This is a genomic window from Variovorax stachyos (assembly GCF_051400855.1).
In the GTDB taxonomy this organism is placed as follows: domain Bacteria; phylum Pseudomonadota; class Gammaproteobacteria; order Burkholderiales; family Burkholderiaceae_C; genus Variovorax.
The window spans coordinates 120,748-135,466 of the sequence record NZ_JBLFFN010000009.1; the positions used below are offsets into that span (position 1 = coordinate 120,748).

The 14,719-nt window shown below is 69.4% G+C and carries 14 protein-coding genes; 2 read left to right on the top strand and 12 right to left on the bottom strand.

What is annotated here, in order from left to right:
* Positions 1-257: 257 nt before the first annotated feature.
* The 11 genes from hslU to ACMGEZ_RS17995 form a co-directional block, all read right to left on the bottom strand.
* On the bottom strand, positions 258-1,580 hold the full coding sequence (gene hslU / locus ACMGEZ_RS17945) for an ATP-dependent protease ATPase subunit HslU (RefSeq protein WP_436823629.1): 1,323 nt from the start codon (positions 1,578-1,580) through the stop codon (positions 258-260).
* Between the two features lie 17 nt (positions 1,581-1,597).
* Positions 1,598-2,143: an ATP-dependent protease subunit HslV gene (hslV, locus tag ACMGEZ_RS17950; protein ID WP_436823630.1), complete on the bottom strand. Its 546-nt coding sequence runs from the start codon at positions 2,141-2,143 to the stop codon at positions 1,598-1,600.
* 142 nt (positions 2,144-2,285) lie between these two features.
* On the bottom strand, positions 2,286-3,905 hold the full coding sequence (locus tag ACMGEZ_RS17955) for an STAS domain-containing protein (RefSeq protein ID WP_436823631.1): 1,620 nt from the start codon (positions 3,903-3,905) through the stop codon (positions 2,286-2,288).
* 30 nt (positions 3,906-3,935) lie between these two features.
* Positions 3,936-4,823: an RNA polymerase-binding protein DksA gene (gene dksA / locus ACMGEZ_RS17960; RefSeq protein WP_436823705.1), complete on the bottom strand. Its 888-nt coding sequence runs from the start codon at positions 4,821-4,823 to the stop codon at positions 3,936-3,938.
* A gap of 259 nt (positions 4,824-5,082) precedes the next feature.
* The gene (locus ACMGEZ_RS17965) at positions 5,083-6,132 is read right to left on the bottom strand and encodes a CobW family GTP-binding protein (RefSeq protein ID WP_436823632.1); all 1,050 of its coding nucleotides are present in this window, start codon (positions 6,130-6,132) and stop codon (positions 5,083-5,085) included.
* A gap of 150 nt (positions 6,133-6,282) precedes the next feature.
* The gene (locus ACMGEZ_RS17970) at positions 6,283-7,485 is read right to left on the bottom strand and encodes a class I SAM-dependent rRNA methyltransferase (RefSeq protein ID WP_436823633.1); all 1,203 of its coding nucleotides are present in this window, start codon (positions 7,483-7,485) and stop codon (positions 6,283-6,285) included.
* Positions 7,482-8,456 (bottom strand): tyrosine recombinase XerC, encoded by a 975-nt coding sequence (locus ACMGEZ_RS17975; RefSeq protein ID WP_436823634.1) that lies wholly within the window; start codon positions 8,454-8,456, stop codon positions 7,482-7,484. The genes ACMGEZ_RS17970 and ACMGEZ_RS17975 overlap by 4 nt, the downstream gene beginning before the upstream one ends.
* Positions 8,440-9,051, bottom strand: coding sequence for a YdcF family protein (locus ACMGEZ_RS17980; RefSeq protein WP_436823635.1), 612 nt, complete (start codon positions 9,049-9,051; stop codon positions 8,440-8,442). Before ACMGEZ_RS17980 ends, ACMGEZ_RS17975 begins: the two co-directional genes overlap by 17 nt.
* Positions 9,048-9,713, bottom strand: coding sequence for a DUF484 family protein (locus ACMGEZ_RS17985; RefSeq protein WP_436823636.1), 666 nt, complete (start codon positions 9,711-9,713; stop codon positions 9,048-9,050). The genes ACMGEZ_RS17980 and ACMGEZ_RS17985 overlap by 4 nt, the downstream gene beginning before the upstream one ends.
* Positions 9,714-9,733: 20 nt before the next feature.
* Positions 9,734-10,609, bottom strand: coding sequence for a diaminopimelate epimerase (gene dapF, locus ACMGEZ_RS17990; protein WP_436823637.1), 876 nt, complete (start codon positions 10,607-10,609; stop codon positions 9,734-9,736).
* Between the two features lie 30 nt (positions 10,610-10,639).
* Positions 10,640-11,281, bottom strand: a complete 642-nt coding sequence (locus tag ACMGEZ_RS17995) for a 2-hydroxychromene-2-carboxylate isomerase (protein ID WP_436823638.1) — start codon at positions 11,279-11,281, stop codon at positions 10,640-10,642.
* Between the two features lie 3 nt (positions 11,282-11,284).
* Here ACMGEZ_RS17995 and ACMGEZ_RS18000 point away from each other — a divergent pair, with 3 nt between their 5' ends.
* Positions 11,285-12,823: a SidA/IucD/PvdA family monooxygenase gene (locus ACMGEZ_RS18000; RefSeq protein WP_436823639.1), complete on the top strand. Its 1,539-nt coding sequence runs from the start codon at positions 11,285-11,287 to the stop codon at positions 12,821-12,823.
* A gap of 19 nt (positions 12,824-12,842) precedes the next feature.
* The gene (locus tag ACMGEZ_RS18005; protein WP_436823640.1) at positions 12,843-13,736 is read left to right on the top strand and encodes a LysR family transcriptional regulator; all 894 of its coding nucleotides are present in this window, start codon (positions 12,843-12,845) and stop codon (positions 13,734-13,736) included.
* On the opposite strand, the gene ACMGEZ_RS18010 is transcribed toward ACMGEZ_RS18005, so the two are convergent.
* Positions 13,724-14,710, bottom strand: coding sequence for a tripartite tricarboxylate transporter substrate binding protein (locus ACMGEZ_RS18010; protein WP_436823641.1), 987 nt, complete (start codon positions 14,708-14,710; stop codon positions 13,724-13,726). The genes ACMGEZ_RS18005 and ACMGEZ_RS18010 overlap by 13 nt on opposite strands.
* Positions 14,711-14,719: the final 9 nt, after the last annotated feature.

Here is a 14,719-nt window from a genome sequence, read left to right on the forward strand (position 1 = left end):
CCGCGAACCCCTGTCTTGGAAAGGCGCCGTGCACCTCGGCGAGGCACGAACGGACACTTTTTCCCACTTAACTGCACTTTTTTGCACTGTAGCAGGAAACACCTACCACGCAACGGGCGTCGCGGCTATTTTTTGTAATGGAATCAACGACTTAGCGGTGTTTTTGAAGCTTCAAAAACACCGATTTCCGTTGCAGGTGAAGCACTTAGCTCACGCAATGAATGTGTTGCGTGAACCGTACGAGTGCAAAAGCCCGATCAGAGGATGAATCGGGAGAGGTCTTCGTCGTGACTTAGTGCCGACAGGCGTGCATCCACGTAGGCAGCGTCGATGCGCACGCTCTGGCCATCGAGTTTGGCGGCATCGAAGCTTACCTCGTCGAGGAGCCGCTCCATCACGGTCGAGAGGCGCCGGGCGCCGATGTTCTCGGTGCGCTCGTTGACGTCGTACGCGATGCTCGCGAGCCGGGTGATGCCGTCGGGCGTGAACTCCAGCGTCACGCCTTCGGTCGCCAGCAGCGCCTGGTACTGCTTGACCAGCGACGCGCGGGTCTGCGTCAGGATGCTTTCGAAATCGGCCACGGAAAGCGATTGCAGCTCGACGCGAATCGGAAAGCGGCCTTGCAGCTCCGGGATCAGGTCGCTGGGCTTGCTCAGGTGGAAGGCGCCGCTCGCGATGAAGAGGATGTGGTCGGTGCGCACCACGCCGTACTTGGTGCTCACCGCGGTGCCCTCCACCAGCGGCAGCAGGTCGCGCTGCACGCCCTGGCGGGACACGTCGGCGCCCTGCGCCTCGCTGCGGGTGGCGACCTTGTCGATCTCGTCGATGAAGACGATGCCGTTCTGCTCGGCGTTGTGAATCGCCTGGGTGCGGATCTCTTCCTCGTTGACCAGCTTGGCCGCCTCCTCCTCGATCAGCAGCCGCATGGCCTCGCCGATCTTGAGCTTGCGCGTCTTGCGCCGGCCCTGGGTCAGCTGGCCGAACATGCCGCGCAACTGCTCGGTCATGTCCTCCATCCCGGCAGGGCCCATGATCTCGAGCGGGGCGCGCTGCTCGGCCAGCTCGATCTCGATCTCCTTGTCGTCGAGCTGGTGCTCGCGCAGCTTCTTGCGGAAGGCCTGGCGGGTGGCGTTGCTGCTCTCCGCGTTCGAGCCGTCGGCCGTGCGGGCGGGGGGCAGCAGCACGTCGAGGATGCGCTCCTCGGCGCCGTCCTCGGCGCGCATGCGCACCTTGGCGCTCTCGCTCTCGCGCGTCTGCTTGACGGCCATCTCGGCAAGGTCGCGCACGATCGAGTCGACGTCCTTGCCCACGTAGCCCACTTCGGTGAACTTGGTGGCCTCGACCTTGATGAAGGGCGCGTCGGCCAGGCGCGCGAGCCGGCGCGCGATCTCGGTCTTGCCCACGCCTGTGGGGCCGATCATGAGGATGTTCTTGGGCGTGATCTCGGCGCGCAGCTTCTCGTCGACCTGCTGGCGGCGCCAGCGGTTGCGCAGCGCAATGGCGACGGCGCGTTTGGCATCGGGCTGCCCGACGATATGGTTGTCGAGCTCGGAGACGATTTCCTGTGGGGTCATGGGCATGGGGTTACTCACTGGGCTCACAGGGTCTCGATGGTGTGGTGCATGTTGGTGTAGATGCAGAGCTCGCCCGCGATCTCGAGCGACTTCTTCACGATGTCGGCGGCGCTCAGCTCCGTGTGGTCGAGCAGCGCCTTGGCCGCGGCCTGGGCATAGGCGCCGCCGGAGCCGATCGCGATGACGCCGTTCTCGGGCTCCAGCACGTCGCCGTTGCCGGTGATGATCAGCGAGCTGTGGATATCGGCGACGGCCAGCATCGCCTCCAGGCGGCGCAGCACGCGGTCGGTGCGCCAGTCCTTGGTCAGCTCGATGGCAGCGCGCGCCAGGTGGCCCTGGTGCTTCTCGAGCTTGCCCTCGAATCGCTCGAAGAGAGTGAAGGCATCGGCCGTGGCACCGGCGAAACCGGCGAGCACCTTGCCCTGGTAGAGCCGGCGCACCTTGCGCGCGCTGCCCTTGATGACGATGTTGCCCAGCGTGACCTGGCCATCGCCACCGATCGCGACCTGGTCGCCGTTCGGGGTCTTGCGGCGCACGCTGATGATCGTGGTTCCGTGAAATTGTTCCATCGAGGCAATATGGCTATGGCCTGCACGAATGCAAGCCGGAGGATAGGAAGGGGGGGCGGGAAACAGAATAACCCGTTGCGGCGACCTCTTCGGCAAAGAGGCCAACGTGCGGCGCAGGGCACCTGCGTGGAGGAGCCAGGCCTCAGTTCGCCCTGATCCCGACTTCGGCGTGGTCCGCGATCCCGATCACGCCGAAGAAGGCGGCGATCAGCCGATGCGCGTCGACGAAAGCGACCCGCTCGCCGCGCGCATCGCGGGCGGTGACCCAGTTCAGCAGCGAACCGGCAGCCACGAAGTCGAGACGAACCAGCCCGGCGCAGGAAATCGACAGGCCCTGCGCACCGGCCAGTTCCTTGTCGAGGCGCTCCCAGGTCGAGAGCGATTCGCCAGCGAGCTCTCCGGCCAGCGAGCCGTGGCCGGCCCCGGCATGCGTCGGCGCCGCGTCGGCGCCGATCAGTTCGTCGTCACGTCCCGAGATCGAGAACCTCGACGACACCGAGGGCTGGGCCGTGGCAGACGACACGGAAGGCCGGGCTGCAGCTGCCGGCGGCACCTCGAGCTCGCCGAAATCGCCCTTCGGGTCTTCCCAGGGCGGGGGCGACACCTCGTAGGTGATGCAGTAGTTGAGCGCAAGCAGTTCGAACTCGTCGGGCCGGTGCATGACACGCAGCGCGGCCATGTGCAGTTGCCACCAGATGGCATCGACCCGCCGTTCGTTGACCGGCGTGGCCTGGGTGAGTGCGATCTGCAGCCGATCGGCGCCGGCGAAGCGCAGCTGCACTGCCGAGTCGGCCCAGTGGTTGAAGAGCGCGCGCAACGGTCCCGCAGCGTCGGGCTCGATGACATCGAGCGCGCTCCAATCCAGCTTCCAAATGGGGCCGGCTGCGCCGAGCGCGCGCGTCAGGCCGAGCAGGTCTTCACGCCTGAGAACCGCTGGGCTGGCCCAGTCGGCGCCACCGACCGGCGCCGGGGCCGGCGCGCTGATGGCCGATGCCGCCGCGACCTGGGCGTGGCGCGCCACTGCACGCAACGAGATCCATTCGGGCGGGTTGCGCTTCGTGCGCTGCGCGTAGCGCACGGCCGCCGCAGCGAACTTCTCTGCATCGCCGACGGCGCGATAGAAGTCGAACAGCGCCCGCCAAGTGTCGTCGTGATCGGCGCTCGACGCTTCGGGCGCCAGCGCCTGCAGCAGGATGGCTTCGGTGCCGGCGTCATCGCCATGGGCGAAGCGGATCGCGGCCTCCTCGATGCAGCCGTCGGAAATGGAGGGCACCGCCGCCGCGCCGGCGGCGCCTTGCGGCGGCGACACGCCGGGCACGGTGTCGGCGTAGGCGCGCGCGTGCTGGGCAGCCATGTCGCCGCTTGCCTTGCCATCCCCCTCCGGCCCCTGGCCTCCGGGGCCGCGGTTCTTCCACCACTGCTGCGACATCTGCTCTTCGATCTCGGCGATCTTCTTGAGCGTGAGTGCACGGCCTTCGGTCTTGCCGGTGGTGCTGCTGATGTTGAAGGAAGACGGGGTAGCCGCCGCGTCGCGCCCGCCGGCGGCCTCGCGCTGGCGCAGCTTGCGCAGCATGTCGAACTCGCGGCGACGCACGAAGTCATTGCGCTGCCGCCGCTCGATCATTTCCTTGAGCATCTCGCGGCTGTAGCCGTTCTCGAGCTGCGAGGACTCCTCGGCATCGAGCTCGGACCAATCCTTGAGCGGATTGCGAACGAACTTGGCCACCTTGGACAGCAGCCGGCCGGTGTCTTCCTTGGCCATGCGCAGCGACTCCCTTCGATGCGTCGGGACTCAGTCGCCGAACATCTTCTGCTTGAGCTCCCGGCGCTGCTGCGCCTCGAGCGACAGCGTGGCCGTCGGACGGGCCAGCAGGCGGCCGACGCCGATCGGCTCGCCCGTCTCGTCGCAGTAGCCGTAGTCGCCAGCGTCGATGCGCTGGATCGACTGCTCGATCTTCTTCAGCAGCTTGCGCTCGCGGTCGCGGGTGCGCAGCTCGAGCGCATGCTCTTCCTCGATGGTGGCGCGGTCGGCCGGGTCGGGCACCACGACGGTGTCTTCCCGCAGGTGCTCGGTGGTCTCGCCGGCGTTCTCGAGGATGCCGCGCTTGAGCGCTTGCAGCTTGAGCCGGAAGAAGGCCATCTGCTTCTCGTTCATGTACTCCGAGTCCGGCATCGCGATCACCTCGGCGTCGCTGAGCTCCTCGGCCGACTTGGTCTTCCAGTTGTTGGCGAGTTTCGGATCTTTCTTGATGGCCACCGGCGGAGGCGGCACCAGCGCGGTTTTCAAGTCCTGGACAAAACTGGACTTGGCCGCGGTGGATGCCACCGATTGCGGCATGGACGGCACGGTCAGCTGCGACAGCCGCGAGACACGCCCGCCGCGAGCGGGTGCGTTGGAGGGAGGGGTGTCGGTGGGGGTATTCGGAGTGGTCATAGCAGGTGTCGCTGCGGCAGGGGCCGCAGCCGCCTTTTTAACGGGAATCGATGAAGCTGATGCAGCGGCGCGTGGGCCTGCCGCCTTGGTTGATGAGGAAGCACCTGCACCCGCAGCCTTGGCCTTGCTCGTGGCAGAAGGCTTCGGCGGCGCGACAGGCCCGACGGTCTTGGGCGCGGAAACCTTTTTCGCGGCGGGCGCAGCCTGCTTGGCAACCGCCGTCTTCTTGACGGCCGGTCTGGACACGGGCTTTGCCTGGGCGACTGGTTTCTTCACGGTGACTGGCTCCTTCGACGAACTGGTTCGCGCTTTCAAAGGGATCTACTCCCATGGGCACCACTGCTGCCCGAGGGGGCTCGCCCGCGGCGAACCCAGGGGTTATACCCCCGAAAGCAGGCCGAAAACGTGTGCCGCTCTATGCCAAAAGTCACACATCGTCCCGGGAAGGACGATGCCTGACGTCCGGAACAGGCGCGCGATTGTATAGAAGGTCAGGCGATCGCGGTCAGACCAGGCACTGCTCCAGGCCCTGCTCCAGGATTTCGCGCGGCAGATCGATGCCGATGAACACCATGCGGCTGTTGCGCTTCTCGTCCGGCCCCCAGGCCGGGCCGAGGTCGCTGCCCATCAACTGGTGCACGCCCTGGAAGATCACCTTGCGCTCGGTACCCTGCATGTTCAGCACGCCCTTGTAGCGCAGCATGCGCGGGCCGTAGATGTTGACGATCGCGCCAAGGAAGTCCTCGAGCCGGGCCGGGTCGAAGGGCCGGTCGGCGCGGAAGACGAAGCTCTTCACGTCGTCATCGTGATGATGATGGTGGCCGTGGCCCTCGTGCTTGTGCGAGGGGTGATCGCAATGCTCGCCGTGCTCGTGGTCGTGGTGGTCGTGCTCGTCTTCCTCCTTCAGGAAGTCCGGGTCGATGTCCAGCTTGGCGTTGAGGTTGAAGCCGCGCAGGTCGAACACGTCCTTCAGCGGCACGTCGCCGAAATGCACCTTCTGCTGCGGGGCACGCGGGTTCATGTGCTTGAGGCGGTGGATCAGCGCCTCGGTCTCCTCGGCCGCCACCAGGTCGGTCTTGCTGATGAAGATCTGGTCTGCGAAGCCCACCTGGCGGCGCGCTTCCTGGCGGTCATTGAGCTGCTGCGGCGCATGCTTGGCGTCCACCAGCGTGAGGATGGAGTCCAGCAGATAGCTTTCGGCGATCTCGTCGTCCATGAAGAAGGTCTGCGCCACGGGGCCCGGGTCGGCCAGGCCGGTGGTCTCGATCACCACGCGGTCGAAGTCGAGCAGCCCCTTGCGCTTCTTCGCGGCCAGCAGCTGCAGGGCCTCGCGCAGGTCCTCGCGGATGGTGCAGCAGATGCAGCCGTTGCTCATCTGCACGATCTGCTCCTTGGACTCGGTGACCAGGATGTCGTTGTCGATGTTCTCCTCGCCGAACTCGTTCTCGATCACGGCGATCTTCTGCCCGTGCGCCTCGGTCAGGATGCGCTTGAGCAGCGTGGTCTTGCCGGAGCCGAGAAAGCCGGTGAGGATGGTGGCAGGGATCAGGGCCATGGATGCTCCGGGAATGGGGACGAGGGAAAGGCGGGAAGTTTAGCCACGCGCCCGGAACCACGCTCCGTCAGGGGCAAAGAGCGGCGAGCGGCTCACTGGAAGCCTTCGCCTCTTGCTGCGGTGCTGTTCGCCTCGTGGCGGCAGTGCGGCTCACTTGCGCACCACCACCAGGCCTTTCAGGTACTCGCCCTCGGGGAACTCGATGGTCATCGGGTGGTCCGGCGCCGCGCCCAGGCGCTCGCTGATGTAGCCGTCCACCCCCGCATCGATCCCGGCGGAGGCCACGATCTTGTGGAACAGGTCGGCGCCGATGCCGCCGGAGCAGGAGAAGGTCAGCAGCACGCCGCCCGGCTCCAGCAGCTTCAGCGCCAGGCGGTTGAGGTCCTTGTAGGCCCGCGCCGCGCGTTCGGCATGGGCCACGGTGGGGGCGAACTTGGGCGGGTCGAGCACGATGGCGTCGAAGCTTCGGCCCTGGTCGAGAAAGCGACGCAGCGATGCATTGACGTCGGCATCCAGGAACTCGGCGCTGGCCCCTTCGAAGCCGTTTAGGGCCACATGGGCACGCGCGCGCTCCAGCGCCGGCAGCGAGGAGTCGACAGACAGCAGCTCCGCGCCATCGAGCGCGCCCGCCGCCTTCAGCCCGGCCATCGCCGCCACCGTGAAGCCGCCGGTGTAGCAGAAGCAGTTGAGCACGCGCCGGAAGCGCCGGTGCCGCGCCAGCTCGGCGAAACGCCTGCGGCTGTCGCGCTGGTCGAGGTAGAAGCCGGTCTTGTGCCCGGTGGCGATGTCCAGCGTGAGCTGCCAGTCGTGCTCGCGGATGGTCAGTTCGGTGGGCCCGCTGCCGCGCAGCCAGCCGGCCGCGGGCGCCAACCCCTCTCGCTCGCGGCCGCTCGCGTCGGAGCGCTCGTAGAGCTTCTCGAGGCCGGTGGCCGCCAGCAGTGCATCGGCCAGCACGCTCTTCCAGCGCTCGGCGCCGGACGACAGGAACTGCGCCACCAGCGTGTCGGCGTAGCGATCGACGATCAACCCCGGCAGGCCATCGGCCTCGCCGTGCACCAGGCGCACGCCGTCGCTCGGCAGCTCGAAGCGTTCCCGCGCCGCCACCGCGCTCGCCACCCGCGACGTCATGAAGGCCGCGTCGATGCGCTGTTGCTCGTCGAAGCTCCAGGCCCGCGCGCGGATCTTGGAATGGGGGCTGAAGGCCGCCCACGCCAGGAAGCGCCCATCGTCGGCCTCGAGGCGCACCGTCTCGCCGGCATCGCCGCCGCCCTTGGCGATGGCCGATTCGAAGATCCACGGGTGACGGCGCAGCAGCGAGCGTTCCTTGCCGGGGCGCAGGCGCAGTGCTTTCATTTCTTGCCCCCTTCTTCCTTCGCGCGCGCCCGCGGATGCGCCGCATCGTAGGCCTTGGCGAGGTGCTGGAAATCCAGGCGCGTGTAGACCTGCGTGGTCGAGATGCTGGCGTGCCCTAGCAGCTCCTGCACGGCACGCAGGTCGCTGCTGGACTGCAGCACGTGGCTCGCGAAGGAGTGGCGCAGCATGTGCGGATGCACCGGCGCGGCCAGGCCCGCCTTCAGGCTGCGCTGGCGCAGCTGGCGCCAGATGGCCTGCGACGACAGGCGCGTGCCGGTGCGGCCGATGAAGAGCGCCGCGGCGCCGGCCGGATCGCGCAGCCGCGCCGCCGGCAGCGCCGCGCAGTCCTCGCGCCGCGCCAGCCAATCGGCCAGCGCCTCGGCCGCTTTCGCGCCCACCGGCACGGTGCGCCGCTTGCTGCCCTTGCCGAGCACGCTGGCCTCCTGCGCGTCGAGATCCACCCACCCGCGCGCCGTGTTGCTCGCGCGCAGGTCGAGGCCGGTGAGCTCGCCGACGCGCAGGCCGCAGCCGTAGAGCAACTCGACGATGGCGCGGTCGCGGGCCTCGGTCCAGGGATCGGCCTCCTCGTCATGCAGCTGCGCAAGCTGCACCGCCTCGTCGACCGCCAGCGCCTTAGGCAGCGGCCGCCCGGCCTTGGGCGCGTGCACGTCCTGCACCGGGTTCGCAACGATCCGCCCTTCGTGGCCCAGCCAGCGGTAGAAGCCGCGCCAGCAGGACAGCACCAGCGCGATGCCGCGCGACTCCCGGCCCGCGCTGTGCAACTGCGCCATCCAGCGGCGCACATGCGCGGTCTGCACCTGCTCCAGCGGCAGCCCGGCGGCGGCGGCGTTCGCGACCAGAGCCTCGAGGTGGATCGCATAGAGCTCGACGGTGCGATCTGCCAACCGACGCTCGACCCGCACGTGCTCGAGGTAGCGCTCGACGAGCGGCGATTCAGTGGAGGTATCCATTGGCGGCATTGTTCACGATGGCCAGCGGCTCGCGCAACGCACCCCGGAAGGCCATGCCCCAGCGCTGCCAGCAGGTGGTGGGCGCGGCGGCGTACTGCACCTCGAAGCGGCGGTCGAAGCCGACAGCGCGCGCGAGGCGCTCGACGCGCCACAGGTGGTAGGGCTCGGTAACAACGATCACGCGCTGCACGCCCGCCGCCTCGAGCACGGGTCGTGACATCGAGAGGTTCTCCCGCGTGGACTGCGACACCGGCTCCAGCAGCAGCGCGCCCTCGTAGCCCGCGGCGCGCGCATGCTGCTGCATCACCTCGGCCTCGATGCGGCCGTCTTCCTTGTCGATGCCTCCCGAGAAAACGAGCTGGCGCACCAGGCCCGCCCGCGCCAGCGCAATGGCGACATCGACGCGCCCGGTCAGGCAGGGATTGGGCCGGCCGTCGCGATACGCGCGGTTGCCGAGCACCAGCGCCGCGTCGGCCACCCGCGCCGGCGGATGCGCAAGCCGCTCGCGCGCATGCAGCCAGACCGTTGCGTGGATCGCGGCATAGCCCAGCAGCAGCACGACGAGCGCGCCCGACAGCGCGCGCCGTGCAATCAAGAACGCAGCCGCGACAGCGCCGCCGAGGCCAGCTCGGCGATGCGCTCCAGGAAGTCGGTGCCCATCTCGGCGTTGAAGCGATGCGCATCGGGCGATGCGAGCACCAGCAGGCCGAAGGCCGGTGCCTCGGGCTCGGGCCGCAGCGGGATCAGCGCGATCGACACCGCAGCCTGCGGCTCGGCCAGCCAGCCGGCGACCTCGAAGCCGGCGTTGAGGCCGCAATAGGGCGCGCTCAGCGAGGTGGCCAGCGCCTTCATGTCATCACTCACCTGCTGCGCGTAGGGCTCGTGGAGATAGCTGCTGTCGCAGTCCCAGATCTTGATCGCGACCTGCGGCACCACGAACAGCGTCTCCAGGTCGCTCGCGATGCGCGTGGGCAGCGCGCGCGGATCGCGCGTGGTCAGCAGGCCGCGGGTCCAGCGCTGCAGGCGGTCGGCTGTGACGACGTTCTCGGTGCCGTGGCGCACCATGTCCATCACGCGATGCTCCAGCGCCTTGATCTTCTCGCGCAGCATCTCGGCCTGGCGCTCCTGCAGGCTCACGGCGCGGTTGCCGTGCGGGCTGGTGAGCTGCACCTGGGCCAGCAGCTGCGCATGGCGTTCGAAGAAGTCCGGCGTGTTCGAGAGGTAGTTGGCGATGTCGTCTTCGGTGATGGGATTCATGGCGTCTCGGTGGATGGAGTTCATGGGGCGTCGGGGACCTCGATGTCGCCCTCGAACACGGTGACGGCGGGGCCCGTCATCAGCACCGGCGCGCCGTCGCCGGCCCACTCGATGGTCAGCAGCCCGCCGCGGGTCTGCACGTCGACGCGGGAGTCGAGCCGCCCGAGGCGGATGCCCGCCACGACCGCGGCGCAGGCGCCGGTGCCGCAGGCCAGGGTTTCGCCGGCGCCGCGCTCGAACACCCGCAGGCGCACATGGCCGCGGTCGACGATCTGCATGTAGCCGGCATTCACGCGCTGGGGAAAGCGCGGGTGGTGCTCGATCGCCGGGCCCTGCTTCGCCACCGGCGCGGCGTCGACATCGGGCACGATCTGCACCGCGTGCGGATTGCCCATCGAGAGCACTGCCACCGAGACCTTCGCACTGTCGGCATGCGTGCCCAGGGCCAGGTGCCAGGTGTGCCAGCCGTTGTCGTGCTGCGGGTCCAGACCGGCGGTGTCGAAGGGCACGCGCTGGGGCTCGAAGATCGGGGCGCCCATGTCCACCGTCACCCGGCCGTCTTCGCCCATCCTCGGCTCGATCACGCCGGAGAGCGTCTGGACCCGCACCTGGTCCTTGTCGGTCAGGCCGTGCTCGCGTACGAAGCGCATGAAGCAGCGCGCGCCGTTGCCGCACTGCTCGACCTCGCCGCCGTCGGCGTTGTGGATCACGTACTGGAAGTCGACGCCCTCGGCCGGCGCGGGTCGCACGCTGAGGATCTGGTCGGCGCCCACGCCGAAATGGCGGTCGGCCAGGAAGCGGTACTGCGCCGCGTCGAGGCCGAGCGCGCCGCGGGTCTCGTCCAGCACGACGAAGTCGTTGCCGGCGCCCTGCATCTTGGTGAAGCGGATTCGCATCGCCGGATTATCTGCCGCGCAGGATTGCCCTCAGCCGCGCAGGCGGTCCAGTGCCCGGTCCAGGAATCCAAGCCGGTCCTGCCCCCAGAAGCGCTCGCCCTCGAGCACGTAGGTCGGCGAGCCGAACACGCCCTTGTCCACCGCCTCGGCGCTGTTGGCGCGGTAGGCGGCCTGCGTCTCGGCGGCCTGCTCGAGCGCCAGCAGCGCGGCACCGTCGTAGCCGTTCTCGTCGGCCACCGCGATACGCACAGCGGCATCCGAGGTGTCGCGCTCCTCGGCCCACAGCGCGCGCAGCAGCGCATGCGACAGCGGCTGTGCATCCAGCCCCTGCAGCTGGGCGGCGATCACCATCCAGCCCGGGTACTTGTTCCAGTTCGGATCTGCGGGCTGGCCCTTGGGATAGTGGGCGGGCTCCAGCACCAGCGGCATGCCCAGGTAGTCGCGCCAGCGCGCGAGCTCGAGCGCGTGATAGGTACGGCGGGCCTGCGGTCGCGTCTTGAGCGGAATGCCGCCGGTCTGCGGCACCACGGCCTGGAAGTCGTAGGGCTTGAGCGTGAGGCGCACGTGGTGCCGGCGCACGATGTCCTGCAGTTGCGGGCCGCCGAGGTAGGCCCAGGGCGAGGAGAGGCTGTAATAGCAGTCGAGGGCGATCATCTTCTGGATTATCTTCACGCCATGTCCCACGACCCCTCCACCCCCGCATTGCCGCCGGTGCCCCCGCAGTTCGCCGCCAGTCCGCGCGACGCCGCAGCGCTCGAGGACCTCGCCCGCCACGCGCGCGCCGACCTCGATCGAATCAACGTCCCGCCCCCGGCCTGGATGCTCCCTGCCGAATCCGCCACCGGCACGCAGCCGGTGCTCGACGTCCTGGTGGCTGGCGCCGGCATGTGCGGCCAGACCGCCGCCTTCGCGCTGCGTCGCGAGGGCCTGACGAACATCCGCGTGATCGACCGCGCCGTGCGCGGCGAGGAAGGCCCCTGGGGCACCTACGCGCGCATGCTGACGCTGCGCAGTCCCAAGCAGGTCGGCGGGCCGGAGCTGGGCGTGCCTTCGCTCTCCTTCCGTGCCTGGTACGAGGCGCAGCACGGCAGCGAGGGCTGGCAGGCGCTGCACAAGATCGGCCGCATCGACTGGCGCGACTACCTGCTGTGGGTGCGCGACACCATCGGCTTGCCCGTGGACAACGGCCTCAGCCTGCGCTCGGTCTCGCACGGCGAAGGCGGCCGCCTGCTCTCGATCGAGCTCGAAGGCGCCGACGGCCGGCGCGAAACCGTGCGCGCCCGTCAGCTCGTGCTGGCGCTGGGCCGCGACGGCAGCGGCGCACCGCGCTGGCCGGACTTCCCGACGCTGCGGCGCGACGATCCGCTCGCGGCCGGCCGGGTGTTCCACTCCGCCGATGCCATCGACTTCGCCGCGCTCGAAGGCAAGCGCATCGGCGTGCTGGGCGCCGGCGCCTCGGCCTTCGACAACGCGGGCAGCGCGCTGGAGGCCGGTGCCGCCGAGGTGCAGCTGTTCGCGCGCCGGCCGCAGCTGCCGCAGGTCAACAAGAGCAAGGCCGCCTCCAGCCACGGCTTCCTGCGTGGCTTCGAGGGACTGGACGATCCGCGCAAATGGCGCGTCTACACCTACATCTTCGACGAGCAGGTGCCGCCGCCCTGGGAGAGCGTGCGCCGCTGCGACGCGCATGCGGCCTTTACGCTGCGCCTGGGCACGCCCTGGCTGGACGTGGTGCCCGGCGAAGACGGCGTGACGGTCACCCTGCCCGATGGCGGCAGCGAGCGCTTCGATGCGGTGATCTTCGGCACCGGCTTCGACGTCGACCTGCTCGACCGGCCCGAGATCGGCCGCTACGCGCCGCTCGTCGACACCTGGGCGCGCCACGTGCCGGCCGAAGAAGCGCGGCGCCACCCCGAGCCCGCTCGCTTTCCCTATCTCGGCGCGGGCTTCGAGCTGCGTGCCCATGCGCCCGGCCCGCCGGACGCGACCGCGGCGCTGTCGCGCATGCGCCTGTTCAACTGGGGCGCCACGATGAGCCACGGCGCGCTCGCGGGCGATATTCCCGGCCTTGCCATCGGCGCCACCCGCCTGGCCCAGGCGATTGCGCGCGACCTGTTCGTGGAAGACGCCGACCGCCACTGGGAACGGCTGAAGGCGCACGACGAGCCGGAGCTGATCGCGACGCGCTGGTATGTGCCGGGCGGAGGCGCCGAATGAGCGGTAGCGGAACCCGCTGATGGACACCCGCCAGATGCGCTGCATCCTCGCGATCAGCGAGGCGGGCAGCCTCACGCGCGCGGCCGAGCAGTTGGGCATCGCGCAGCCGGCCCTCACCCAGACGCTGAACCGGCTCGAGCGCGAGATCGGCACGCCGCTCTTCACGCGCACGCGGCGCGGTGCGACGCTGACGGAAGCCGGCCTCGCAGTCGTCGACGATGTGCGCGCCAGCCTGGCCCATGGCGACGCGGCCGCCGAGCGCGCACGCGCCATCGCTGCGGGGCGCGCGGGCCGGCTCACGGTCGGCTTCGTGACCCATGCCATCTACGAAGTGCTGCCGCGCGCACTGCGCCTGCTGCGCGCCGAGCATCCGCGGCTCGAGGTGGTGCTGCGCGAGATGAGCAACGCCGAGCAGGTCGACGCGCTGGCGGGCGGGCGCATCGACATCGCGCTGCTGCACCCGCCGGTCTCGGTCGATGCGCGCGTGAACGAACTGCGCCTGGGCGAGGACCCGATGATCGCCGCGCTGCCGGCCGCCTTCGAGGTGGCCGAGGACGGCTGCGTGTCCCTGGAAGAGGTCGCGCAGCACGGCCTGGTGTGGTTCCCCGAGCAGCAGATTCCCGCCTTGCGCAGCCAGATGCTGGGCGCGATCCGCCGCGCCGGCCACCAGGTGCAGGTGGTGCAGGACGCGAACCGCACCCTGACCGTGCTGGCCTGCGTGGCGGCCGGCCTGGGCTGGTCGCTGCTGCCGCGCTCGGCGCGCGCGCTGCGCCACGAGGGGGTGCGCTATGCCGAGGTGCGCGACGGCGCAGGCCTGCCCGCCTTCGAGCTGTCGGCGATGTGGCTGGCGCGCTCGCGGCCGACTTTCGCCGACGCCTTCGCGCAGAAGCTGGAGCTTGTTCAGTCGAGCTGAAGCTTGTTTTCTTTCGCGAGCCGGCTCCACTTGGCGAGCTCGGCGCGGCGGAAGGCATCGAGCTCGGCCGGGCCGGTGCCGATCACCTCGGCGCCCAGGGCCTCCAGCCGCTGGCGCACGTCTGCATCATTGAGCGTCGCGGCGATTTCCTTGGAGAGCCGGTCGATCACCGGCGCCGGCGTCCCCGCGGGCACGAACACCGCGTTCCACTCGTACATCTCGTAGCCCGGCAAGCCCGACTCGGCGATGGTCGGCACCTCGGGGAGTGCCGGCGAGCGCGTCCTTCCGCCGATCGCGATCGGCCGCAGCTTGCCGCCCTGGATGTAGGGCATGCCCGAGCCCAGGCTGGCAAAGAACACCGGCACCTGGCCCGCCATGACGTCGGTGAGCGCGGGGCCGCCGCCCTTGTAGGCCACGTGCGTCATGCGCGTCTTCGCCATCGAGTCGAAGAGCTCGGCGGCCAGGTGCGGCGACGAGCCGTTGCCGGAAGACGCGTAGTTGACCTCGCCCGGCCGCGCCTTGGCCTGCGCGATCAGGTCCTTGACGCTGCGGATCGGCGCCGCGGGATGCACCACCAGGATGTTGGGCACCTTGACCAGGAGCGACACGGGCGCGAAGTCGCGCAGCGTGTCGAAGGGCATCTTGCTGCGCAGTGCCGGGTTCTGCGCATGGTTGGACGCGTCGAGCATCACCGTGTAGCCGTCCGCCGGGCTCTTGGCCACCAGCTCGCCGCCGATCGCGCCGCCGGCGCCCCCGCGGTTGTCGACCACGACCGGCTGGCCGAGCCGCGCCGAGAGCTTGGGGGCGAGGATGCGGGCCACCGCATCCACCGTGCCGCCGGGTGGATAGGTCACCACCAGGCGCACCGGCTTGGCCGGCCAGGCCTGCGCCTGCGCGGCAAGCGCGGCCAGCATCAGAACCGTGCCGCCAACGGCATGAAAGACGACGCGCGCGAGGCGTGTGCGATGGACCATCTTTTGTCT

What these genes read in the sequence shown, in the direction of transcription:
- hslU (WP_436823629.1), bottom strand. Translation starts at nt 1,580, where the DNA reads ATGCCCATGACCCCACAGGAAATCGTCTCCGAGCTCGACAACCATATC.
- hslV (WP_436823630.1), bottom strand. Translation starts at nt 2,143, where the DNA reads ATGGAACAATTTCACGGAACCACGATCATCAGCGTGCGCCGCAAGACC.
- ACMGEZ_RS17955 (WP_436823631.1), bottom strand. Translation starts at nt 3,905, where the DNA reads ATGGCCAAGGAAGACACCGGCCGGCTGCTGTCCAAGGTGGCCAAGTTC.
- ACMGEZ_RS17965 (WP_436823632.1), bottom strand. Translation starts at nt 6,132, where the DNA reads ATGGCCCTGATCCCTGCCACCATCCTCACCGGCTTTCTCGGCTCCGGC.
- ACMGEZ_RS17970 (WP_436823633.1), bottom strand. Translation starts at nt 7,485, where the DNA reads ATGAAAGCACTGCGCCTGCGCCCCGGCAAGGAACGCTCGCTGCTGCGC.
- ACMGEZ_RS17975 (WP_436823634.1), bottom strand. Translation starts at nt 8,456, where the DNA reads ATGGATACCTCCACTGAATCGCCGCTCGTCGAGCGCTACCTCGAGCAC.
- ACMGEZ_RS17985 (WP_436823636.1), bottom strand. Translation starts at nt 9,713, where the DNA reads ATGAATCCCATCACCGAAGACGACATCGCCAACTACCTCTCGAACACG.
- dapF (WP_436823637.1), bottom strand. Translation starts at nt 10,609, where the DNA reads ATGCGAATCCGCTTCACCAAGATGCAGGGCGCCGGCAACGACTTCGTC.
- ACMGEZ_RS18000 (WP_436823639.1), top strand. Translation starts at nt 11,285, where the DNA reads ATGTCCCACGACCCCTCCACCCCCGCATTGCCGCCGGTGCCCCCGCAG.
- ACMGEZ_RS18005 (WP_436823640.1), top strand. Translation starts at nt 12,843, where the DNA reads ATGGACACCCGCCAGATGCGCTGCATCCTCGCGATCAGCGAGGCGGGC.
- ACMGEZ_RS18010 (WP_436823641.1), bottom strand. Translation starts at nt 14,710, where the DNA reads ATGGTCCATCGCACACGCCTCGCGCGCGTCGTCTTTCATGCCGTTGGC.